Below are 22,010 nucleotides of genomic sequence, written 5' to 3' on the forward strand. Positions count from 1 at the left end.
TTATGGCGCTGCATCACAGAAATCATTGTCATGGAAATCAGATTCTTTTGATGGATCAATATGCCGTGTGCTCCCAAATGGCGTCATGGAACCCGGACTGGAAGATCATGCTGGGACTTATTTCGCTGTTGGGGTGTATTGGATCCAAAACGGGCCTGATTTCAGTGGCAGTGGGGCTGTGCATGGCAGTGCTTACCCATAAATGGGGAGGAGTGGAGTGGCCGGTTTACGGGAGAATGCTGACCATTCCTCTTTTCTTCGTTATCCTCAGCGGAGCTGTAATTGCACTGGATTTTACAAAGGAAGCCGTGATGGAAGCTGTTTTTGTGACGGTGAAAGTATTGACGGGAACGGCCTGTTTGTATATGATAAGTCTGACAACGCCTGTATATGAAGTGGTTGGAACTTTGAGAAGATGGCATCTGCCGGAAGTGATGCTGGAACTGATGATCTTAATGTACCGCTTTTTGTTTGGCCTTTTAGAGCTTTATGAACAGATGAAGCAGAGTGCTCAGGCCAGGCTGGGGGATATCGGGATAAGACAGGGATACCGTTCATTTTTTGGAATATGTGCCAATCTTCTGGTTCTGGCCTTTCGGCGGGCATCGGACAGCTTTAATGCCATGGAGGCAAGAAGCTATGACGGAGAACTGCGTTTTCTGGAAGAGAAAAAGCTGGTGACAGGAAGGCAGAGGCTGGGTATTGTTCTGTATGGAGTGCTTCTGGCAGCAGGGCTTTTGGCAGAGAGGATGTGGAGCATATGAGGCAGACATCGATAAGCGGCACAGCACGGATGCTGGATCCGATTTTGGAGCTTCGCGGGGGCAGTGTGTATTATCCCGGGGGAAAGCAGGCATTAAAACAGGTCAGTGCGGCCTTCTATCCGGGAGAAAAAACGGCTGTGATCGGGAATAACGGAGCAGGAAAATCTACGTTTTTCCAGACTCTTAACCGGCTTGTACCTCTGGATGAGGGAGAGCTTTACTGTCACGGAAGGCTCTGTACAGGCAGCAGGAAGGATATTTTGGAGCTGAGAAAGTGTGTGGGAATCGTATTTCAGGATCCGGACCGGCAGATCATCGCTTCGACCGTAGAGGGGGAAATTTCCTTTGGACTCTTTAATCTGGGCTATTCAGAGGATAAAATCCGCTATCTGACTGAACAGATCATCCAGCGGATGGGGCTTACTCACCTTGCCCATCGTCCGCCTCATTTTTTAAGCGGAGGGGAAAAGAAACAGGTCAGTATTTCCGGTGTTGTGGTAATGAAGCCAGAAATCCTGCTGTTTGATGAACCTACTGCCAGTCTTGACTGGAAAAATACGCAGCTTTTTAAGGAACAGCTTAAGAAACTGGAGCAGGAGCAGATCACACAGGTCATTTCCACCCATGACATGGATTTTGTGTGGGAATGGGCAGACCGTGTTCTGGTGTTTTCAGAGGGAGAACTTTTGGTAGATGATCGTCCGGAGCATATATTTGGGGATGAGGAGCTGCTTAAAAGGGCTTCTCTCAGGCAGCCTGTTTTATATCAGCTGCCGGGGCATCCAAAGACCATAGAGGAATGGAAACAGTTACAGGAAAAGGAAGGATAAGAGGGATGAAAGAGATACAGATCAGACAGGCAGTGATAGAGGATTTAGAGCAGGTGGCAGCAGTAGAGGCGCGCTGTTTTCCGGCAGCAGAGGCAGCGGATGAAAAAAGTCTGAAGGAGAGGCTTGAAGCATTTCCCGGCAGTTTTTTAGTGGCAGAGTGTGAGGGAAGGATCGCAGGGTTTATTAATGGGGCGGCAACAAATGAAAGAACCATTGCGGATGAAATGTTTGAGGATGTATCTCTTCATGATCCCAGGGGAGCATACCAGAGTATCTTTGGTCTGGATGTGGATGAAGATTTCCGCCATCAGGGACTGGCAGGCCGTTTGATGAAGGCTTTGATCGAAAAGGCGGAGAGTGAGGGCAGAAAAGGCCTGATCCTTACCTGTAAGGAGCATTTGATCGGTTTTTATGAACAGTTTGGATACTGCAGCATGGGCGTGTCGAAATCGGTCCATGGCGGAGCCGTGTGGTACGATATGATATTGGAGTTTAGCCGATGAAGATAACACTGATTACGGTAGGAAAGATAAAGGAACGCTTTTTTGAAGCTGCTATTGAGGAATACAGCAAGCGCTTAAGCCGTTACTGCAAGCTGGAAATCATCCAGGTGGCAGATGAAAAGACGCCGGACGGCGCCAGTGAAGCTTTAGAGCGGCAGATCCGGGAAAAGGAAGGAGAGAGGATCCTTTCTCATATCCGGGATGGGGCATACGTTATAGCTCTTGCCATCCGGGGAAAGGAGCTTTCCAGTGAGGAGCTGGCTGCAAAGATTGCCAGGCTGGCAGTGGAGGGAAAAGGACAGCTGGTGTTTATCATCGGCGGTTCTCTGGGGCTTTCAGAGGCTGTGATGAAACGCTCAGACTATCATTTGAGCTTTTCGCCCATGACATTTCCTCACCAGCTGATGCGGGTGATCTTGTTGGAGCAGATTTACAGAAGCTTTCGGATCAACGCGGGGGAGCCTTATCACAAATAAAGATTTGTCTGCAGGCCTGTTTTTACGGCAGAGTGATTCTGTCATAAAAACAGGCCTGTTTCATATATTTGAGATAAAGGGAGAGATGGTATGGGAAAGAGAGAAGAAATCGCGGTTTTATTTCCGGGAACCTTGCGGGAGTTTATTGAGAGCTGTTCTCTGGATTTTGAATCCATGAGGGAGATACGGCTGCGGGCGGGCCGTCCGGTGCTTTTGATGTATGGAAACAGGGAATATGGATTTACAGAAAAAGGAGAGCCGGTGGAACTGGAGCCGGACAATCAGAAGGGCCTTTTTACGCTTACAGAGCGACAGATCCGGGAGACTGCAGAGATCATGGGAGGTTTTTCCCTGTATGCGGCTCAGGAGGAGCTGCGCCAGGGATTTTTTACCGTCCGTGGCGGACACCGGATCGGTGTGGCAGGAAGAACGGTGCTGAACCAGAGAGAGGTGGGAGTCTTAAAATCTATCTCCTCTTTAAATGTCCGCGTCGCTCATGAGGTAAAGGGATGCGCGGATCAGATCATGCCTCTTTTATGTGAAAATGGGCTTTTTTTAAATACGGTAATCGTATCGCCGCCGGGATGCGGAAAAACGACCCTTCTTCGGGACATCATCCGTCAGCTGTCCAACGGCTGTCGGGAGAAAAGCACGGGAAGGCGTCTCTTTGGAATCACAGTCGGCGTGGTGGATGAGCGCTCGGAACTGGGGGCCTGCTTTCAGGGAGTCCCCCAAAATGATCTTGGAATGAGAACGGACATTCTGGATGGCTGTCCCAAGAGCCAGGGGATGATGATGCTGATCCGCTCCATGGCTCCGGCAGTAATAGCAGTGGATGAGATTGGCGGAAAAGAGGATATACGGGCTGTGGAATATATCCGAAGCTGCGGCTGCGGGTTAGCAGCTGCGGTTCACGGTGTATCCCTGAAAGAAGTAGAAAAACGGCCGGGGGTAGGGGAACTGTTTAAGGAAGGAACCTTTAAACGCCTGATTTTTCTGGATCAGGCCGGGGGAGCAGGTCATATCTGTGCTGTGTACGATGGGGCAGGAAGGCTCCTGTAAAGGAGGAGGGAGCATGGTTATAAAATGGGCCGGAATTGGGCTGGTACTGTTTTCCGGTACTGGCTGGGGAATGTGGATGGCCTGGAGATGGAGGGCCAGACTGGAGGCTCTGGAAACGCTTAGACAGATGATTTTTGGCTTAAAGGGTGAGATCACATACAGCAGAGCTCCGCTGGGGGAGGCTCTGGAGCGGGTAGGACGGCGGGAAAATGGATTCTTGGGCCGTTTATTTACAGGAGCGGCCAGGGAGATTGCCGCAAGCCGGGAGGAAACATTTTCTAAAATATGGGAGAAACAGGTGGAGCTTATAAAAAAGGGGCCTCAAGGGGAAATTCTGGACGAAAAAGATATAAAGCAGCTTGCCGGTCTGGGTGGACGTTTGGGATACTTGGATGTGGACATGCAGGAACGGACGCTGCTTCTTTATCTGGAGCAGCTGGAGCTTTCTATCAGCCGTCTGCGGGGGGAGATGAGGGAAAGATGCCGTCTGAGCACAGCTCTGGGAATGATGGGAAGCCTGCTTTTAGTGATTCTGATGTATTAGCTGCGACGGAGGAAAGGGGAGAAACGATGGATGTAAATCTGATTTTCCGCATTGCGGCTGTGGGAATCCTGGTGTCTGTAATCTGCCAGGTACTAAAGCACAGCGGCCGGGATGAGCAGGCATTTCTCACCAGTCTGGCAGGTCTGGTTCTGGTACTGTTCTGGATGGTTCCCTACATATATGATCTGTTTGAAACCATGAAACGTTTGTTTTTGCTGTAGGAGGAGCCATGAGTATTCTTACCATAGGGGCCGCCGGTATAACGGCAGTCCTTCTTGCCGTATGGCTGAAGGGAGTCCGGGCAGAGTATGCCCTTTATATGGTGCTGGGAGCACAGATACTCTTTATGATCTGCGGTACCGGACGTCTGGAGGTGATTTTAGATGCCATGAGACGTCTGGAAGGATATATCAAAATTGATCCGGCCTATCTGGGTGCTCTTCTGAAAATGGTTGGGATCACATATGTGGCTGAGTTTGCCTCCGGAATCTGTAAGGATGCGGGCTACAGCGCTTTGGGAAATCAGATCGAGATTTTCGGAAAGCTGTCTATTCTTGGGGTAAGTATGCCTGTTTTTTTGGCTCTCTTTGAAATACTGGATCAGTTTATGGGATAGTATGGCAGAATACTGTGATTTTGCTGGATCGGGGAGGGAGAGCTGCTATGGCACAGGGAAGAAAGGCAGTAAAATATGGACGAATCGGTATAAAACTGATAGTTTTTTTGATGGCTCTGTGGATAAGCGGCAGAGGGAGCACGATAACGGCGAGCGCTTTTTATGAAAAGGAAAATTTTGAAAATAATAAAGAGACAAGTGAAGAAATGGAGATTGGACAGGCTGCTCATGATATGGGGATTTCAGAGGAGCTGGAGCAGCTGCAGAAGTATCTTGATCGATCGTTGGGAGGAAAAAGCGGAACAGTGGATCTTTTATTTACGGATCTGATGAAGGCTTTTGCGTCAGGGAATCTGGGAGCGCTGGGAACAGCCATAAAAGAGGGATTCGGACAGCTTTTATTTTCACAGGTAAGGGAAGGAGCCGGGCTTTTGACTCAGGCAGCGGCTATTGGTCTTCTTGGAGCCATGTTTTCCGGGGCGGCTTCTGTTTTTAAAAACGGGCAGATCTCAGATACCGGATTTTATGTGGCATACCTTTTGCTGTTTGCCTGTCTGGCAGGCAGTTTTCTGACAAGTCTTTCCATTGCGGCAGAGGTTTTGGACCGGATTCTGGAGTTTATGGGTGTGCTGATACCGGCTTACTTTATGGCAGTGTCATTTTCAGGGGGGAGCATAACGGGAATCTGTATGTATGAGGCTATGATGGCGGCTGTCTTTTGTGTTCAGTGGCTGTCAAAGAGCGTATTTCTTACCGGAGTCAGAGTTTATGTGCTTCTGGTTTTGGGAAGCCATGTGATGAAGGAGCCGCTGCTGTCGAAAATGACCTCTTTGACAGAGCAGGCAGTGGAATGGGGCATAAAAACCATGTTTGGTCTGATCTTGGGCCTCCATGTGCTGGAAGCCATGGTTCTGCCCTATGCAGACAGTGTAGGACGTTCCGGCCTTTTAAAGCTGGCAGAGGCCGTTCCGGGGCTGGGAGCCGGTGCAGGAGCGGCGGCCCGGATGGTATTAGGTTCAGGTGTATTGATCAAAAATACCATGGGAGCCGCAGGTGTGACAGTTTTGGCACTCATTGCTTTTCTTCCGGCGGCAAAGCTTCTTACACTTGCACTGTTCTATCAGGCGGCAGGAGCCATCATGCAGCCGGTGTGTGATAAGAGAATGGTTTCCTGTGTGATCGGTGTTTCCAGGGGACACAGGCTGCTGCTGAAGATTGTTTTATATTCTCTGCTTCTGTTTGTGATCGCCATTGCTGTTACCTGCAAGGCAGCGGATGTGGCCTATCTGTCTGCCTGACAGGACGGCATAGAAGGAGGGGAAGCAGAGATAAAAGGGAGGGGTTATGGCGGAGGCTCTTTTAGGCTGGGCCAGAAATATTATTTACTATATGGTCTTTCTTTCACTGGCAGAGCACCTTTTGGCCGGAAGCTCCTATGGACGATATCTGCGTTTATTTGGAGGGCTGGTTCTTGTGCTTGTTGTATTGGGGCCTTTTGGCTCATTGGGGGATTGGGAAAAACAGGTAAGCAGTCTGTTTGATCAGTTTACGTTCAGACAGGAGTCACGGGAGCTTAAAAAAGAAATTTTTGGAATGGAAGAAAAGCGTCTGGCGGGCATAACGGGGCAGTACAGGGAAAATGTGGAAAAGGAGATAACAGCATTGGTCAAGGCACAGGGAATTGTCTGCTCTCAGGTAAGCGTACAGATGGAGGAAAATAAGGAAAGTTCCTCCTACGGGAAGATTTTGGCAATTGAGATTGAAGTATCGGGGGAAGATTTTTTTGAACAGGAAGGTTTCGCACAAGAGGGGGCCGGACAGGAAGGTTCTGGACGGGAAAATATCCGGGCAGCCGGGCAGATGCTTTTATCCCCTATATCAGAAGAACGTCCGGTGAGTATCGGCCGCATTGAAATCGGGGCGGGGGAGAAAAGAGAGGATAAGGAGGGTGTGAAGCAGGAGCTTTCAGAAAGGGAGAAGCAGGCGGCAGAGACGCTAAAAGGAAAGGTAGAAACGTATTATGGGCTGGAAGGAGAAGCTGTTAAAATTAAATGGAAAAATGACTAGGGAAAAATGGCTGCTGTTTCTGCTTGCAGGTGTATTTCTCATGCTTTTATCCGTTCCGGGAGGAGAGAAAAAGACTGTAAAAGAAGATCGGCCGAAGAGCGGAGAACAGGCAGCGGGGACGGAAGAACACAGTTTGGTTTCATGGGATATCAGCAGCTCTTTTTCTTCACGCTCTTATGAAGAACGTTTGGAAAAGCGGATACGGGAACTGTTACGGTCTGTAGAGGGGGTTGGACAGGTGGATGTAATGGTAGTGTTAAAATCCACAGGCCAGAAGGTACTCAGGGTGGATCGTTCCGGCAGCAGCACGGTGACAAAGGAAACGGACTCTGCAGGCGGAAGCCGTGAAATTACAGAGAGCCAGTCGGAGGAAAGCACAGTCCTGCCTCAGTCCGGAGGCGGGTCAAACGGACCAGTGGTGGAAAAGGAATTATGTCCTGAAATTTCAGGAATCGTCATCAGCGCCGACGGAGGAGGGAGTCCGGAGGTCTGTTCGGAAATTTCCCAGGCAATGGAAGCATTATTGGGGCTTCCGGCACATAAGATTAAAGTATTAAAGAGGGTGGAATAAAAAAGGAGTGCAGGACATGAAGATCAGGAACATGAAACAGGTAAAACAGGTCACAGCACATATGAAGGATGTAAAAATGAAACGGCTGTTCCGCAGAAACCAGATTATTATCACCACACTGGCTGTAATGATTGCTGCGGCAGGATATCTCAATTATGCAGGAAAACGCGATCTTGCCGCAGCAGGCAATATCTATGAAGCCGGGATGATGGATATTTCCGATGAAGATCTGCTGGCGGAAAATAAGGCCGCCGGTGATGATCTTTTGGAGATCGGAAGTCTGGACCAGGACCCGGATCAGGTGGAGGAAGCACTCCCCAGTGAAGGCCTGGCTCAGAAAGAAGAAGTCGGGGCAGAAGCGGCAGAGCAGCTGGCCGAGGCCGGAGAGAACATGGAAGCGGAGACAGAGCAGCTGGCTCTGGCAGAGAAAGGCGGACAGGATGCTGTTTCAGAAGCCGGAGATGCACAGGATGCCCCCGCAGGGATTGAAAATCCCGGAGAGGCAGTGCTTACCAGCGGCATGAGCGTGGCGGATTACATAGCAGGAGTTCAGTTAAGCAGGGAGCAGGTTCGAGCCAGAAATAAGGAAACCCTGATGAGCCTGATCAACAGTACCTCCATTGATGAAGCAGCCAAGCAGCAGGCCATTCAGGATATGATCCGCCTGACAGAGATTTCAGAAAAGGAAAATGCTGCGGAGACCCTTCTCATGGCAAAAGGCTTCTCCGATCCGGTAGTAAGCATTGCAGATGAAAAAGTAGATGTAGTGATCAATGCCCCCTCGATCACAGATCCGCAGAGGGCTCAGATTGAGGATATTGTGAAACGGAAAACAGAGGTGGGAGCCGACCAGATCATTATTACGCTTTTGAATATGGAGGAGTAGGAGAAAAAGAGGTTGACAGCAGTATGATCAAATAGATGTGTATAGGAAAGACAGCCTGACGGAAAGGAATTTCTGTTGGGCTTTTTTTGTGTAGATATTCGGTGCGGATGGAGAGTTATCGTTTTTTTTGAAAAGAAATATTGACAGTAACTTCAAAAACTGTATGTTAAACTTAACAGAACCCACCACGCCTCTGATTTTCATGCGCAACCCGGTGGGTCTTTCCTATTTATAGGATATTTTATTTACCAACATCTGATGGTGAAGTGTTGTCGATAAGAACTTTGCCATTTTTGCGTTAAGAGGAAAAAGAACTATTAAATGCGGCAAAATAAAAGTAAGATATTTTATAATAAAATAGATTTATTGCCGATATTATGGTATACTTATAAAGATAGATTCGTGACTGGAAAAGTGATCGCATGAAGAATGTGAGGTAAACTATGCTTGAAAATAAATTAGGTATTACAGATTCTACAGAATTAGCAAGAATGGAAGAAAAAATCAGTAAGCAAAAAGCGCTTGAAATGTTTAATTGTCGAAAAATATGTTGAAATGAACGTGGCTCATCCGTTCCGAGAGGGAAATGGGAGAAGTACGAGAATATGGCTTGACCTGATGTTGAAAAAAAAAATCGGCTATGTGGTTGACTGGAGCAAGGTGGATAAAGTGGATTATCTGCTTGCCATGGAGCGAAGTCCTATCAAAGATATTGAAATAAAGTTTCTTCTGAAAAATGCACTTACGAATAATGTAAATGATCGAGAAATTTATATGAAGGGCATCGATCACAGTTATTACTATGAAGGGTATTATGTGTTTAAGATGGAAAATTTGACGGACATAAAGGATTAACTTGATTAAGCGTTAGAAAAGTGGAGGAATATGGATGCAATATCGTTCAGTTAATGAAATAGCGAAAAAATGGAATGTGTCGGAACGAAGCGTTCGAAATTACTGCGCTCATGGGCGAGTAGACGGTGCGTTTCTTACCGGCAAGACCTGGAATATTCCTGAAAATGCAGAAAAGCCGGAGCGTTCCAATAAAAAGAAAGAGCAGCCGATTACCTTACTGGATATTCTGAAGGAGCAGAAGGTAAGCAAGTATTCCGGAGGCATTTACCATAAAACACAGATTGATTTAACATATAATTCCAATCATATCGAAGGCAGCAGTCTGACCCATGACCAGACCAGATATATCTTTGAAACCAACACCATCGGTGTAGAAAAAGAAGTGCTGAATGTGGATGATGTGATTGAAACAGCAAATCACTTCCGTTGCATTGATATGATTATTGATAATGCAAAAGGTGCACTTACCGAAAAGTTTATTAAAGAATTGCACAACACACTTAAAACAGGCACAAGTGATTCCAGAAAAGATTGGTTTGCTGTAGGCGATTATAAAAAGATGCCGAACGAAGTTGGCGGAATGGAAACAGCACTTCCGGAAGAAGTTGCCGATAAAATGAAAGCTCTGTTGACTGAGTACAACGGAAAAGAAGAAAAGACATTTGAGGATATTCTGGATTTTCATGTGAAGTTTGAACGAATCCATCCGTTCCAGGATGGCAATGGCCGTGTGGGCAGATTGATTATGTTTAAGGAATGCCTGAAATATAATATCGTTCCGTTCATTATCGAAGATAATCTGAAAATGTTCTATTATCGTGGATTGAAAGAATGGAACAATGAGAAATGGTGTTGTATCATAAAAGTTGACACCCTATTCTCAAGGATTTTGATATATAATCATAATCAATACGAGAACGGGAGAAAAACCTATGGCACAGAATCAAAAATCTTATGACAATGAATTTAAAGCACAGGCGGTAAAGCTTGCCCAGGAAATCGGCGGTCATAAAGCTGCTCAGGAATTAGGGATTCCAAAGGGTACTATGTACACTTGGATAAAAGCCTTCAAAGAGGGGCGTCTCAGTGCAAATGAAGCAGTTCATACGCCCAAGAATGCTTTATCCCTCAACGATGAGCTTATTGAACTCAGAAAGCGTGTAAAAGAGCAGGATAAGGAAATTCGTCGCTTAAAAGAAGAAAACGAATTCCTTGAGGAAGCAAGTGCTTTTTTCGCAGCCAGCCGTCGGAAGTCAGCAAAAAACAGAGATTAATGTTTATTGCAATCAAAACGGATGACGGCCGGATTAAGGGTAAAATTTCTTTTTATTGCAAAGTGCTTCATGTTTCAAGGCAGGCATTCAACAAATTCCTAAAAGCAAAAGATACCCCTTGGAAATATCAGGCACTGGCAGATGCAATGCTTGATATTTGCAGCGAAGATGAATGCAATGACACTTATGGAAGAATCCGTATGTATCAGGCCTTACAGCTCAAACAGCCTGAGGGAGTACATATTCCCGGTGAGAGAACTGTTTATCGTGTCATGGCAGAAATTGGTCTTAATCATAAACCAAAACGTAAGCCGAATGCTATTACCAAAGCTGATAGAGAAGCCAGTAAATCCGACGATTTAATCAAGCGTGACTTCGCTGCTGAAAAGCCTCTTGAAAAGTGCATGACCGATATGACTGAAATAAAGGCTTCTGACGGGAAGCTCTATGTTTCAGCTATCTTTGACTGCTATGATTTAGCAGTATTGGGACTTGCTATGGATACAAATATGAGAGCTACCCGATGCGAACAAACCTTAGAGAATGCTTGCAAAGCTTACCCGATGCTCCGTGGAGCTATTCTTCACAGTGACAGGGGAACCCAGTATACCAGTGAGCTATATCGTAAAGCTATCAACAGATATGGCATTGTTCAAAGCATGAACAGTGCCGGTGGCAGATGCCATGATAATGCCAGATGCGAAAGCATGTGGGCACGCTTCAAAGAGGAATTACTTTATGGTCGTTACGATCCTACCTCAATGACCGTAGAGCAGTTAAAGACGCTCATCTGGAGATACTTCATCAGCTACTGGAATAATCGGAGGATCTGCTCTGCTAATGGTGGACTACCTCCAATGGTTAAGCGACAACAATACTATGCTTCGCTACAGGAGGCAGCATAAGGTCGAACATTCTTGAGAAAAAAGTGTAAACCAATATTGACAATATCACTTGATAGAAATATCAAGGAACTGGTACAGAGGTTGAAAAACAAATCCTTTAAGCCACTTCCGTCACTGAGGGTATATATACCTAAAGGAAATGGAAAGAAACGACCATTAGGGATTGCTTCCTATGAAGATAAGATTGTATAAATGGCAGTGAAGAAAATACTGGGAGCTATTTATGAACCGAGATTCCTAAACTGCATGTATGGATTCAGACCGAATAGGGGGTGTCACGAAGCAATAAAAGAAGTATATCAACGGATAAGCTATGGAAAAATCAGCTATATCGTAGATGCCGATATCAAAGGTTTCTTTGACCATATCGACCATGATTGGATGATGAAGTTCCTTGAATGGAATATACAGGATAGGAACTTATTGTGGCTAATACGTAAATACCTTAAAGCAGGAATAATGGAGCAAGGAAAATTCGAGCCAACAGAGGAAGGTTCGGCACAAGGCTCAGTAATGAGTCCGATGCTTGCAAATATATACATGCATCATGTGCTGACGCTGTGGTTTAAGCTGGTGGTGCAAAGGGAAATGCAGGGAGAGTGTTTTCTCGTCAACTTTGCGGATGATTTTGTTGCAGGATTTCAATATAAGTCAGAAGCTGAAAGATACTATAAAGAATTAAAGGAACGAATGGAAAAGTTTGGACTGGAGCTGGAAAGTAGTAAAAGCAGACTGATTGAATTTGGGAGATTTGCAGAGCAGAATCGTAGAGCAAGAGGAGAATGTAAGCCTGAAACATTTGATTTTCTGGGATTTACCTTCTACTGTAGCAAAACTCGAAAGGGAGGTTTCGTGCCAAAGGTACAGACTTCAAGAAAGAAGTTTGAGCAAAAGGTTAGAGCATACAAGAACTGGATTTACGATAATCGAAATCGACCAATGCGAGAAATAATTAAAGAGTTGAATGTAAAACTAATTGGACACTATCGGTATTATGGTGTTACATGGAATTTTCGGAAGATAACAACATTCCTGCATAGAGTACAACAGTTTCTATTCAAAGCCATGAATCGGAGAGGTTGTAGACGGGCATACACATGGAATGGATTTGTGGAAATGCTCAAGTATTACCCGTTAGCAAAACCTAAAACGTACTATTGTTTATATTGAAGCGAATGTTACTATGAGGAGCCGTATGCGGGAAAGCCGCACGTACGGATCTGTGAGGGGCTAAGATTGAGAGGTCTTAGTCTACTCGACTGCCGTTCTGATTTTCAACTGAATAACCACAGCACAAACCGCTGCTACATGGAAGCCAACACAACCATGCAACAGCGGTTTTTCTTTACCGTTTTTTCCTCTGGCTGATAGGTGTTCCCATTTTCTTTGATTTTTGGAGAATCCGAATCAGCCAGCGAAATTCTTCTTCCGATAAATTTTTGTAGTTGATACCGAGTTGCTTGCAGTAAAGAACAACCAGCTTTTCATCCCGGCTGCCCTTGAAATTTTCGACCGCTTCCAGATTTTCTTTCAGTTCATCGGCAACGGTGGTCTGGGGAGCACTTTCGCTGTCTTTTTTGTGAGCTTCCCGAATATCCCGGATAATGAGGTTGAGGTCATCCAGAACCATGTGACTGAAATATTCATCATCGCTGATATGGGCGGCTTGCAGCACTTTCAAATGCGGGTCATCTTCGCCGGGGCGATACCGTTCAATGATTTCATGCCGGACGGTATCGACAAGAGCGTTGAGATTTTGAATCTGCATGGTGGCAATCCCATCCACATAAATCTCAATGTCCGCAAGAAACTTGATAAAGTCCTTATGGGTGGCAAGTTCGCAGAGCAGGCGGTTGTTAATCCGACCGCTTTTCAGAAGTGCCACCATTTCATCATTCAAATGCAGCTCCGTTAGTGGCGTGTTGATCTGCTCCCGGTTCTCTGTCCGGCACAGTAGATAATCAACGGAAACCCCATAGAAGTCTGCCAGCGTGATAAGGTTGCCATGATTGATTTCCTTATAATCTTCTTTTTCATAATTTCCAAGAGCTGATTTGGAAATGCCCGTCAGCTTTGATAATTCTTCCAGATTTAAGCCTTTGTCCTTGCGGAGTTCCCAAAGGCGTTCCTGTATGCTTGTTGCTCCTTTCATGGGCGCACGCTCCTTTCCGGCGGTTTGATTGTTGCCGCTTATCTGGATTATATCACACTTTCCGCAATCGTGGAAATTTCCGCTTTTTACCCCTAATTCCTACTTTGTGGACATACGGCACAGGGCACAAAAATGTTCTATGATACAGGTAGTTCATCGATGGATTATTCCAATCGAATGACCAGCCTGTGTGGGATATGCTTCCCCGGCGATGTAGTGCCATGACTTTTGGCAGGGATGTGGAGGAACCCTGACCAAAACGAGCGTACCAAAGGGAGCGATACGCCGCTGTGAGATTCAGGGGAGGAACGGCACCGGGGAGAACTGGCGAACTGACACCGAAATGATACCGAAACACGACAATCTGATAGGGGGATAGTCTACCCTATCGCTGATACTTTAGGAGATTTTAGGCGGTTCTATGACTGTAATTTTGCCGAAAATCGCCCCGAAACCATACACTAAAACGGGAGGAAGCGCAATATGCCGAGAATGAGCAAAAAGAGGAAGCATGAGCTTTCCTTTTACCTCAATGACCGGGGGCGTGTCACTTACAACGAATTATGCCGGAAATGCCAGCATGGGTGCAAGCAGAGCTTCCGGGCGGTTGTGGTTGACTGTCCCCGTTATTTATCCAAACGAGCAAAGAAAAAGGAGGAACACACCGAATGAATTTTGAATTTATGACGATAGACACACCCTTGCCGCCCTGTATGCCATTTCCCAGAGCATTGACAGGATTTCCGGTCAGCAGCACCGCAAAGGTCATGTACTGCCGGATGCTGGACGCTATGCTATCCAAAGGGCAGGAGGACGAGAACGGAATCCTGTTTATCTGCTTCCCTGTCACAGCCATTGCCGCAGTCCTCTCCCGCAGCCCCATGACGGTCAAGCGTTCTCTGAATGAACTGGAAACCGCCGGACTTATCATGCGGGTGCGTCAGGGTGTTGGAGAACCAAACTGGATTTATGTGCTGATACCGGGAAAGGAGGACGCTGCCCTTGCCTGATGCCTCAAAGCTGGAAAAGCTCAACCGGGAGCTGGAGAAAAGCGAAAAGAAACTGCGGAAAGCTATCAATGATGAAAAGGCATTGCAGCACCAGTTGAAGCAGCTTACCCGAAAGGAACGGACGCACCGGCTCTGCACTCGTGGCGGTATGCTGGAAAGTTTTCTGCAAGAGCCGGAACACCTGACCGATGATGATGTCATGCTGTTGTTGAAACTCATTTTTCACAGACAGGACACGCAGGAACTATTGAAAAAACTGCTGGAACGGGAGAAGCCGGAAACCCCTTAGTTTACTAAGGGCGCAATTATACACCACCCAAAGGTTGGTGCATTGCGTTCTCCGAAGGCTCCTCGCCGGAGGGCTGTGATTTGTGCGAGCAATGAGCCGAACGAATATGCTTGCATATTCACTCGGCGAATGCCGCAGCAGCCGACAGAATGTTGGCTTCCGCAGTCATGGTCTGCTCCAAATCAAACAGGGGACGCTACGCCGTCTCCGCTCCGCTTCGGTCGGTGCAGGGCAAACGTCCACCGGACGTTTTGCACCCCTGCGCTGGCTGCCGCCAGCTACCCTTTTGTGGACTTGCCATCTGGGGATACCTTGCGTTGCAAGCTGTTCCCAGCCGACAAGTTTCATAAAATATGCTATCTTTTCAGGAGGTAATGAAGTATAATGAAAGCAGTAATAAAGATGAACTGGTAGAGGGAATCTTATGGAGAAATTACAATGGTTGACAGATAAAAACAAGTTCAGTTTCGGAGGATATTAGATATGAATAATGAATATGACAATCAGAACTTTTTCGACGAATATGCAAAAATGCCCCGTAGTCGAGAAGGGCTAAGTGCTGCGGGAGAATGGCACCAATTGAAACCGTTATTTCCTTCGGTCAAAGGAAAAAAGATTCTTGATTTAGGTTGTGGTTATGGATGGCATTGCAAATTTGCGGCTGAACAGGGAGCTGCGCATGTATTGGGAATAGATTTAAGCAGTAAGATGATTGAAGAAGCAAAAAAGCGTAATGCAGGAGAACAAATAGAGTATCGTGTTTGTGGAATAGATGAATACGAATACCCAGAGAATACATGGGATTGTGTTATCTCAAATCTGGCATTGCACTATATTGAAGATATAGAACTTATCTTCCAAAAAATTCATAGAACATTGAAACCAGATGGAATATTTCTCTTTAATATTGAACATCCCGTTTTTACTGCCGGAGTTGGACAAGACTGGATTTATACAGATGTAGGAACTCCAAAGCACTGGCCCATTGACAATTACTTTTTCTCAGGGGAGCGAAAAACACATTTTTTAGGATGTGATGTAGTAAAGCAACATCACACACTTACGCAAATTATGATGGGGTTATTGAATAACAGTTTTGAACTTAAAGTGGTAGAAGAAGCAGAACCGCCGCAAGAAATGATGGATATTCCAGGCTTTCAAGATGAATTACGCCGTCCTATGATGTTGTTGGTAAAGTCAATCGCAAGAAAACCTATTATAAAAGAAAAATTATAATAAACTTAAGATTGTCATTAACACATCGGGTCAACTTGCCCCGAACTTTTACAACTAAATACCCGCCGCCCACACAGCGGCACACCGAGCAGGAAATCTGAAAAGGTCTCCTGCTTTTTTTCTGCCCCAAATGAGGTGGTAAAACGCCACCCCATCCACCAATTACCGAAAGGAGGGACACGAAATGCCCTGTCCACACAACGAAATCACGATTGTTCAGCGCAGCCAGCGGCAGTCTGCGGTTGCCGCCGCTGCTTACCAGAGTGGCGAAAAGCTGTTCTGTGAATACGACCAGCAAGTGAAGCACTACCCAGAAAAGCGTGGTATCGTCCACAATGAAATCCTGCTCCCGGCAAATGCCCCGCCGGAGTATGCAGACCGCAATACCTTATGGAACGCCGCCGAAGCGGTGGAAAAACAATGGAATTCCCAGCTTGCAAGGCGGTGGGTGCTTGCCATTCCCAGAGAGATACCACCCGACCTGTATGCTGTCCTTGTCCGGGAGTTTTGTGAACAGCAGTTTGTTTCCAAAGGCATGATTGCTGATTTTGCAATTCATGACCCCAATCCGCCGGGACACAATCCCCACGCCCATGTCCTGCTGACTATGCGGGCAATGGATGAGCATGGGAAATGGCTTCCCAAGAGCCGCAAGGTTTATGACCTTGACGAGAATGGGGAACGGATAAAGCTGCCATCCGGCAGGTGGAAAAGCCACAAGGAGGATACGGTTGACTGGAACGACCAGAAGTATTGTGAAATCTGGCGGCATGAATGGGAGGTCATCCAGAACCGCTATCTGGAAGCCAATGACCGCCCGGAGCGTGTGGACTTGCGTTCCTATGCCAGACAGGGGCTTGATATAGTCCCCACTGTCCATGAGGGAGTTGCTGTCCGGCAGATGGAAAAGCGAGGTATCCAGACGAATATCGGCAACCTGAACCGGGAAATCAGAGCTGCCAACAATCTGATGAAGTCCATCCGGCAGCTTATCCAAAACCTTAAAGGCTGGATTACCGAGCTGGGCGAAAAACGGAAAGAGCTGCTTGCACAAAAGGCGGCGGAGGAAGCAACACTTCTTCCCAATCTGCTGATGAAGTATATGGAGATACGAAAGGAAGAACGGAAGGACTGGACAAGGGCTGGACAGAACCGGGGGACTTCACAGGACTTAAAGGCAGTCAGCGAAGCCCTGTCCTATCTCCGGCAAAAGGGGCTTTCCACTGTGAAGGACTTAGAAGCATTTCTGGAATCTTCCGGGAAATCAGCCGCAGATTACCGCAATCAGATGAAGCCAAAGGAAGCCCGCAGCAAAGTGATTGACGGGATTCTTGCCAGCCGGACAGACTGCAAGGAATGTAAGCCTGTCTATGAGAAGTACCAGAAGATATTTTTTAAGAAAACAAAGGAGAAATTCAAACAGGAACACCCGGAGGTTGCCCGGTATGCGAAAGCCGCCGCCTACCTTGCCAAGCACCCGGACGATAAGGACAGTACCCAAAATGAGCTGCAAGAGGAGCAGGAAAAACTTCTCAGCGAAATCGCAGAGCTGAAAACACCGCTGACCGAGGTACAGGCTGATTTGAAGAAACTGCGGGACATCCGCTACTGGGCACGGAAAGCCACCCCCGGCACAGAGGAAAGCAAAGAGCCGCCCAAGAAACAGCCTATCAAAGAAGTCTTGCAGGATAAGGCTGACGAGAAAAAAGCACAAAGAACTGTCCCGGCACAGACGAAACACAAACAACAGGATATGGAACTTTAACAGGCACTTGCCATTTTCAATCAGAGAATGTCAGGTGCTTTTCTTATTTTCAAGGAGGGATAGATTTGAATGTATTTGAAGCTGTGAAGCAGTCCGTTACAACCAGACAGGCTGCGGAGCATTATGGAATCCATATAGGTCGGAACGGGATGGCTTGCTGCCCGTTCCATCACGATAAAACCCCAAGCATGAAGCTGGATCGGCGTTACCACTGCTTCGGCTGCGGTGCGGATGGGGATGTGATTGATTTTGCCGCCGCCCTGTATGGGCTGGGAAAGAAAGAAGCCGCCGTACAACTGGCACAGGACTTCGGGCTTTCCTATGAGGACTGGAAACCGCCGGGAAAGGCAAAAAAGCCCAAGCCCCGGCAGAAATCCCCGGAGGAACAGTTTCAGGAAGCAAAAAACCGCTGCTTCCGTACCCTTACCGATTATCTTCACTTGCTGATGGCATGGAGAATGGACTACGCCCCGCACTCCCCGGAGGAAGCCTTTCATCCCCGGTTTGTGGAAGCCTTACAGAAGCAAGCCCATGTGGAATATCTGCTGGATGTGCTGCTGTTTGGGGAGACGGAGGAAAAAGCGGCTTTGATTACGGACTACGGAAAGGATGTGATACAGCTTGAACAGCGAATGGCAGAGCTTGCAGCCACAGACGCAGCAAGAACTAAAAAACACCATGAACGCCATGCAGCCGCCCCAGAGCGTTGAGGAAATCAAGGCGGGGCTGGAAACTACCGAGAAAGGCGGTGTCCGTCAGAGCATACGGAACTGCCTGACCGTATTCCAGCGTGACCCGCTGCTTTCCGGGGCTATCGCATACAACATCCTGACCGACCGCAAGGATATCATAAAGCCTATTGGTTTTCACAGAGAAAGCACCGCCCTGAACGATACGGACATGAAGTATCTGCTTCTTTATCTGGAAGAAACCTACGGGCTTACCAATGAGAAAAAGATTGATAATGCCATCGGGATTGTGGCGAATGAAAACAAGTACCATCCCATCCGGGACTATCTCAATACCCTTGTGTGGGACGGTACAGAACGAATCCGTTTCTGCCTGCGGCACTTTCTGGGGGCTGACGCAGACGATTACACCTATGAAGCGTTGAAGCTGTTCCTGCTGGGTGCAATCTCACGAGCCTTTCAGCCGGGGTGCAAGTTTGAAATCATGCTCTGTCTGGTAGGCGGTCAGGGGGCTGGCAAGTCAACCTTCTTCCGTCTGCTGGCAGTCCGGGATGAGTGGTTCTCCGATGATTTGCGGAAGCTGGACGATGACAATGTGTACCGCAAGCTGCAAGGTCACTGGATTATCGAAATGTCGGAAATGATTGCAACCGCCAACGCCAAGAGCATTGAGGAAATCAAGTCATTTTTAAGCCGGCAGAAAGAGGTTTACAAGATCCCCTATGAAACCCACCCGGCAGACCGCCCCCGTCAGTGCGTGTTTGGCGGCACTTCCAATGCCCTTGACTTCCTGCCCCTTGACCGTTCCGGCAACCGCCGCTTTATCCCCGTCATGGTGTACCCGGAGCAAGCGGAGGTTCACATTTTGGAGGATGAAGCTGCTTCCAGAGCCTATATCGGGCAGATGTGGGCGGAAGCGATGGAGATTTACCGAAGCGGCAGGTTCAAGCTGGCTTTCAGCCCCGCCATGCAGCGGTATCTCAAAGAACACCAGCGGGATTTTATGCCGGAGGACACCAAGGCCGGAATGATACAGGCGTATCTTGATAAGTACACCGGGAGCATGGTCTGTTCCAAGCAGCTCTACAAGGAAGCCTTGAACCATGCCTTTGACGAACCGAAGCAATGGGAAATCCGGGAAATCAACGAGATTATGAACCAGAGCATTGACCGCTGGCGGTACTTCCCGAACCCAAGAATGTTTTCAGAATATGGCAGACAAAAGGGCTGGGAGCGTGAAAACCCGGCAACGGACTCCAGCAACCTGTCTGAAAAAACGGTGGACGGTTTTGTGGAGGTCACAGAACAGATGGAGCTTCCATTCTGAAAATGACAGCCCGTTGCACCCCCTGTTGCTATCCCGTTGCCGAGCCGGTTGCCGGGGAAAATCCCGAAACTATCGGCTTTTCTCCCTTATAACAACCAAAACAACAGAAAAATAAAAGAAAAGTATAAATAGTAACCATCGCCAGATTGAGATTGTTTGCAAGGTCTTTTGAAGCCCGTTGCCGGACTTCGTTGCCGACACCCTCTGTCTGGCTATTTTCATGTATGGAGGATAACTGCCTATGGCAAATAATAAGATGAATATAGAAGGAAAAAATTACTCGGATATTCCGGTGTGGCGTAGATATACGCTTACCATTGAGGAAGCAGCCAGATATTATCATATCGGCGAAGGAAAATTGAGAACGCTTATTGACACACATCCCAATGAGGATTTTTATGTGATGAACGGCAATCGTGCCCTCATTAAGCGTGAGAAATTTGAGAGGTATCTGGATCAGGCTACGGCTGTGTAAACAGAGCTGACAGATTTACCAATTTCACATGATATAACTATGCGGAGAGCCGGATTTGTGCTATGATAAGAGTGCAAGTCTGGCTCTCTTTTTTTGAAAGGAGAGTTCACGATGAGTGAGAAAAGACGAGATAACCGTAATCGGATTTTGCGAGAGGGCGAGTACCAGCGTAAAGATGGGAGGTATCGGTTCCGCTATATTGATGAGGACGGAAAAGAGAAAAATGTATACAGTTGGCGTTTGGACAAGAATGACCCAATGCCAAAGGGGAAGAAGCGGGAGCCTTCCCTGCGTGAGAAAGAAAAACAGATTGAAGCGGATTTGTTTGACCGTATCGTAACAAACGGTGGCAACTATACTGTTTTGGAACTGGTAGAAAAGTATGTTTCATTGAAAACAGGAGTTCGTCACAATACGGTTGCCGGATATAAAACGGTCATCAATATGCTGAAAAAAGAGAGTTTTGGGAATCTGCGAATTGATAAGGTGCGTTTGTCAGACGCAAAGGCATGGTTGATTAAGCTCCAACAAATTGATGGGCGGGGATACAGTTCCATTCATTCTATCCGGGGAGTCCTCAGACAAGCATTTCAGATGGCGGTAGACGATGATTTGCTTCGTAAAAATCCATTTGAATTTGAGCTTGCATCTGTCATTGTCAATGACTCTGTTACCAGAGAAGCGATTACCCGAAAGCAGCAGAGAGATTTGCTAAAGTTTATTCAGGAAGATAAGCATTTCAGCAGATACTATGATGCGATTTATATTCTTTTTCACACAGGGCTTCGTATTTCAGAGTTCTGTGGGCTGACGGTTTCAGAGATTGAGTTTGGAGAAATGCGTATTAAGGTAGATCATCAGTTACAGCGTACTGCACAGATGCAGTATGTAATTGAAGAACCAAAAACTGACAAAGGCATCCGTTATGTGCCGATGACGGAAGACGTCGCAGCGTGTTTTCGCAGAATTATTTCCAACCGCAAGACACCAAAAGTTGAACCGATGGTGGAAGGATATGCAGGATTTTTGTTTCTGGATAAAAACGATATGCCGATGGTTGCCCTTCACTGGGAGAAGTACATGGAGCATATTATTCAGAAATACAACAGGATTTACCGTATCCAGATGCCGAAAGTTACCCCTCATGTATGCAGGCACACCTTTTGCTCTAATATGGCAAAATCCGGGATGAATCCGAAAACCTTGCAGTATATCATGGGTCACGCAGACATCAGTGTAACCTTGAACACTTACACCCATGTAAATTTTGATGATGCAAAGGAAGAAGTATATCGGATAGCGAATAGTTAAAAAAGCCCGTTGGTAAGGACGCTTGCTTTACCAACGGATTTACCAAGATTGCAGGGAAAAACATAAGAAAACATGAGAAGATTTGAGAAGATACCTTGAAAAGAAAGGAAAACTAAAAAGTCGGAAAACCCTGAAATATCAAGCGTTTGAGAAGAAATACAAGACTTAAATGGAGATATGAAAAGATGATTAAAGTATTATTCATTTGCCACGGCAATACGGGTTTTTGAAGTGAAGAATGTTGGAAACATGGGGAAAATCAAGGATAGAGCCTAATGTTTACTTGGAATTTACTTCTTTTGGTGTTAGGATCATAGATTGAGAGCCAGAGGCGATTTTTAAAAGCCGCTGGTTCATTTTTTGTCTTAAAAAGAGAAATGTTTGAAAAGGAAAAAATAGAAAA

General features: G+C 46.7%; 26 protein-coding genes and 1 pseudogene. 26 read left to right on the top strand and 1 reads right to left on the bottom strand.

Annotation, left to right across the window (positions count from 1 at the left end; translation table 11 throughout):
- Positions 1 to 2 precede the first annotated feature (2 nt).
- The 17 genes and pseudogenes from cbiQ to BN3656_RS02705 all read left to right on the top strand — a co-directional run bounded on the left by cbiQ (position 3) and on the right by BN3656_RS02705 (position 12,523).
- Positions 3 to 764 carry a cobalt ECF transporter T component CbiQ gene (gene cbiQ / locus BN3656_RS02625; RefSeq protein ID WP_066543804.1) on the top strand — a complete coding sequence of 254 codons (762 nt, stop codon included), beginning with the start codon at positions 3 to 5 and terminating at the stop codon, positions 762 to 764.
- On the top strand, positions 761 to 1,594 hold the full coding sequence (locus BN3656_RS02630) for an energy-coupling factor ABC transporter ATP-binding protein (RefSeq protein WP_066543805.1): 834 nt from the start codon (positions 761 to 763) through the stop codon (positions 1,592 to 1,594). The genes cbiQ and BN3656_RS02630 overlap by 4 nt, the downstream gene beginning before the upstream one ends.
- Before the next feature lie 5 nt (positions 1,595 to 1,599).
- Positions 1,600 to 2,097 carry a GNAT family N-acetyltransferase gene (locus tag BN3656_RS02635; RefSeq protein ID WP_066543810.1) on the top strand — a complete coding sequence of 166 codons (498 nt, stop codon included), beginning with the start codon at positions 1,600 to 1,602 and terminating at the stop codon, positions 2,095 to 2,097.
- Positions 2,094 to 2,573, top strand: a complete 480-nt coding sequence (gene rlmH / locus BN3656_RS02640) for a 23S rRNA (pseudouridine(1915)-N(3))-methyltransferase RlmH (protein ID WP_066543811.1) — start codon at positions 2,094 to 2,096, stop codon at positions 2,571 to 2,573. The genes BN3656_RS02635 and rlmH overlap by 4 nt, the downstream gene beginning before the upstream one ends.
- Before the next feature lie 90 nt (positions 2,574 to 2,663).
- Positions 2,664 to 3,635 (top strand): stage III sporulation protein AA, encoded by a 972-nt coding sequence (gene spoIIIAA, locus BN3656_RS02645; protein WP_066543812.1) that lies wholly within the window; start codon positions 2,664 to 2,666, stop codon positions 3,633 to 3,635.
- A gap of 13 nt (positions 3,636 to 3,648) precedes the next feature.
- Positions 3,649 to 4,179: a stage III sporulation protein AB gene (locus BN3656_RS02650; RefSeq protein ID WP_066543816.1), complete on the top strand. Its 531-nt coding sequence runs from the start codon at positions 3,649 to 3,651 to the stop codon at positions 4,177 to 4,179.
- 26 nt (positions 4,180 to 4,205) lie between these two features.
- Positions 4,206 to 4,400, top strand: coding sequence for a stage III sporulation protein AC (gene spoIIIAC, locus BN3656_RS02655; protein ID WP_066543817.1), 195 nt, complete (start codon positions 4,206 to 4,208; stop codon positions 4,398 to 4,400).
- An 8-nt stretch (positions 4,401 to 4,408) separates the two neighbouring features.
- Positions 4,409 to 4,795: a stage III sporulation AC/AD family protein gene (locus BN3656_RS02660; RefSeq protein ID WP_066543819.1), complete on the top strand. Its 387-nt coding sequence runs from the start codon at positions 4,409 to 4,411 to the stop codon at positions 4,793 to 4,795.
- 47 nt (positions 4,796 to 4,842) lie between these two features.
- A complete protein-coding gene (locus BN3656_RS02665; RefSeq protein WP_066543820.1) occupies positions 4,843 to 6,093 on the top strand; it encodes a stage III sporulation protein AE in 1,251 nt (416 codons plus the stop codon).
- Positions 6,094 to 6,139: 46 nt separating this feature from the next.
- Entirely contained in the window at positions 6,140 to 6,862 is a 723-nt protein-coding gene (locus tag BN3656_RS02670) for a stage III sporulation protein AF (RefSeq protein WP_066543824.1), read from the top strand.
- Positions 6,816 to 7,433, top strand: coding sequence for a hypothetical protein (locus BN3656_RS02675; protein WP_066543825.1), 618 nt, complete (start codon positions 6,816 to 6,818; stop codon positions 7,431 to 7,433). Before BN3656_RS02670 ends, BN3656_RS02675 begins: the two co-directional genes overlap by 47 nt.
- 16 nt (positions 7,434 to 7,449) lie before the next feature.
- Positions 7,450 to 8,319 carry a SpoIIIAH-like family protein gene (locus tag BN3656_RS02680; protein ID WP_066543827.1) on the top strand — a complete coding sequence of 290 codons (870 nt, stop codon included), beginning with the start codon at positions 7,450 to 7,452 and terminating at the stop codon, positions 8,317 to 8,319.
- Between the two features lie 443 nt (positions 8,320 to 8,762).
- A pseudogene (locus BN3656_RS02685) lies at positions 8,763 to 9,174 on the top strand (Fic family protein).
- A gap of 34 nt (positions 9,175 to 9,208) precedes the next feature.
- On the top strand, positions 9,209 to 10,132 hold the full coding sequence (locus tag BN3656_RS02690) for a Fic family protein (RefSeq protein WP_242962923.1): 924 nt from the start codon (positions 9,209 to 9,211) through the stop codon (positions 10,130 to 10,132).
- Positions 10,107 to 10,448 (top strand): transposase, encoded by a 342-nt coding sequence (locus BN3656_RS02695; RefSeq protein WP_004615554.1) that lies wholly within the window; start codon positions 10,107 to 10,109, stop codon positions 10,446 to 10,448. Before BN3656_RS02690 ends, BN3656_RS02695 begins: the two co-directional genes overlap by 26 nt.
- Positions 10,448 to 11,353 carry an IS3 family transposase gene (locus BN3656_RS02700; RefSeq protein WP_066543829.1) on the top strand — a complete coding sequence of 302 codons (906 nt, stop codon included), beginning with the start codon at positions 10,448 to 10,450 and terminating at the stop codon, positions 11,351 to 11,353. Before BN3656_RS02695 ends, BN3656_RS02700 begins: the two co-directional genes overlap by 1 nt.
- Before the next feature lie 192 nt (positions 11,354 to 11,545).
- Positions 11,546 to 12,523 (top strand): reverse transcriptase domain-containing protein, encoded by a 978-nt coding sequence (locus BN3656_RS02705; protein WP_347460580.1) that lies wholly within the window; start codon positions 11,546 to 11,548, stop codon positions 12,521 to 12,523.
- A 175-nt stretch (positions 12,524 to 12,698) separates the two neighbouring features.
- On the opposite strand, the gene BN3656_RS02710 is transcribed toward BN3656_RS02705, so the two are convergent.
- Positions 12,699 to 13,505, bottom strand: coding sequence for a helix-turn-helix domain-containing protein (locus tag BN3656_RS02710; protein WP_066543830.1), 807 nt, complete (start codon positions 13,503 to 13,505; stop codon positions 12,699 to 12,701).
- A gap of 483 nt (positions 13,506 to 13,988) precedes the next feature.
- Here BN3656_RS02710 and BN3656_RS02720 point away from each other — a divergent pair, with 483 nt between their 5' ends.
- The 9 genes from BN3656_RS02720 (at position 13,989) to BN3656_RS02770 (ending at position 21,607) form a co-directional block, all read left to right on the top strand.
- The gene (locus BN3656_RS02720) at positions 13,989 to 14,177 is read left to right on the top strand and encodes a hypothetical protein (protein WP_025544156.1); all 189 of its coding nucleotides are present in this window, start codon (positions 13,989 to 13,991) and stop codon (positions 14,175 to 14,177) included.
- Positions 14,174 to 14,515, top strand: coding sequence for a DeoR family transcriptional regulator (locus BN3656_RS02725; RefSeq protein ID WP_066543832.1), 342 nt, complete (start codon positions 14,174 to 14,176; stop codon positions 14,513 to 14,515). The genes BN3656_RS02720 and BN3656_RS02725 overlap by 4 nt, the downstream gene beginning before the upstream one ends.
- Positions 14,508 to 14,804: a DUF3847 domain-containing protein gene (locus BN3656_RS02730; RefSeq protein WP_066543835.1), complete on the top strand. Its 297-nt coding sequence runs from the start codon at positions 14,508 to 14,510 to the stop codon at positions 14,802 to 14,804. Before BN3656_RS02725 ends, BN3656_RS02730 begins: the two co-directional genes overlap by 8 nt.
- 483 nt (positions 14,805 to 15,287) lie before the next feature.
- On the top strand, positions 15,288 to 16,040 hold the full coding sequence (locus BN3656_RS02740; protein WP_066543837.1) for a class I SAM-dependent methyltransferase: 753 nt from the start codon (positions 15,288 to 15,290) through the stop codon (positions 16,038 to 16,040).
- A 184-nt stretch (positions 16,041 to 16,224) separates the two neighbouring features.
- Positions 16,225 to 17,805, top strand: a complete 1,581-nt coding sequence (gene mobQ / locus BN3656_RS02745; protein WP_066543839.1) for a MobQ family relaxase — start codon at positions 16,225 to 16,227, stop codon at positions 17,803 to 17,805.
- Between the two features lie 65 nt (positions 17,806 to 17,870).
- On the top strand, positions 17,871 to 18,515 hold the full coding sequence (locus BN3656_RS02750; protein WP_066543841.1) for a CHC2 zinc finger domain-containing protein: 645 nt from the start codon (positions 17,871 to 17,873) through the stop codon (positions 18,513 to 18,515).
- A complete protein-coding gene (locus BN3656_RS02755; RefSeq protein ID WP_066543843.1) occupies positions 18,484 to 19,821 on the top strand; it encodes a virulence-associated E family protein in 1,338 nt (445 codons plus the stop codon). Before BN3656_RS02750 ends, BN3656_RS02755 begins: the two co-directional genes overlap by 32 nt.
- Before the next feature lie 241 nt (positions 19,822 to 20,062).
- Complete coding sequence (locus BN3656_RS02765; protein WP_016218019.1) at positions 20,063 to 20,296, top strand: excisionase; 234 nt, start codon at positions 20,063 to 20,065, stop codon at positions 20,294 to 20,296.
- Positions 20,297 to 20,407: 111 nt separating this feature from the next.
- Positions 20,408 to 21,607 carry a site-specific integrase gene (locus BN3656_RS02770; protein WP_066543844.1) on the top strand — a complete coding sequence of 400 codons (1,200 nt, stop codon included), beginning with the start codon at positions 20,408 to 20,410 and terminating at the stop codon, positions 21,605 to 21,607.
- The last annotated feature ends 403 nt before the right edge of the window (positions 21,608 to 22,010 follow it).

The sequence above is a fragment of the Clostridium sp. AT4 genome, assembly GCF_001517625.2.
In the GTDB taxonomy this organism is placed as follows: Bacteria; Bacillota; Clostridia; order Lachnospirales; family Lachnospiraceae; genus Enterocloster.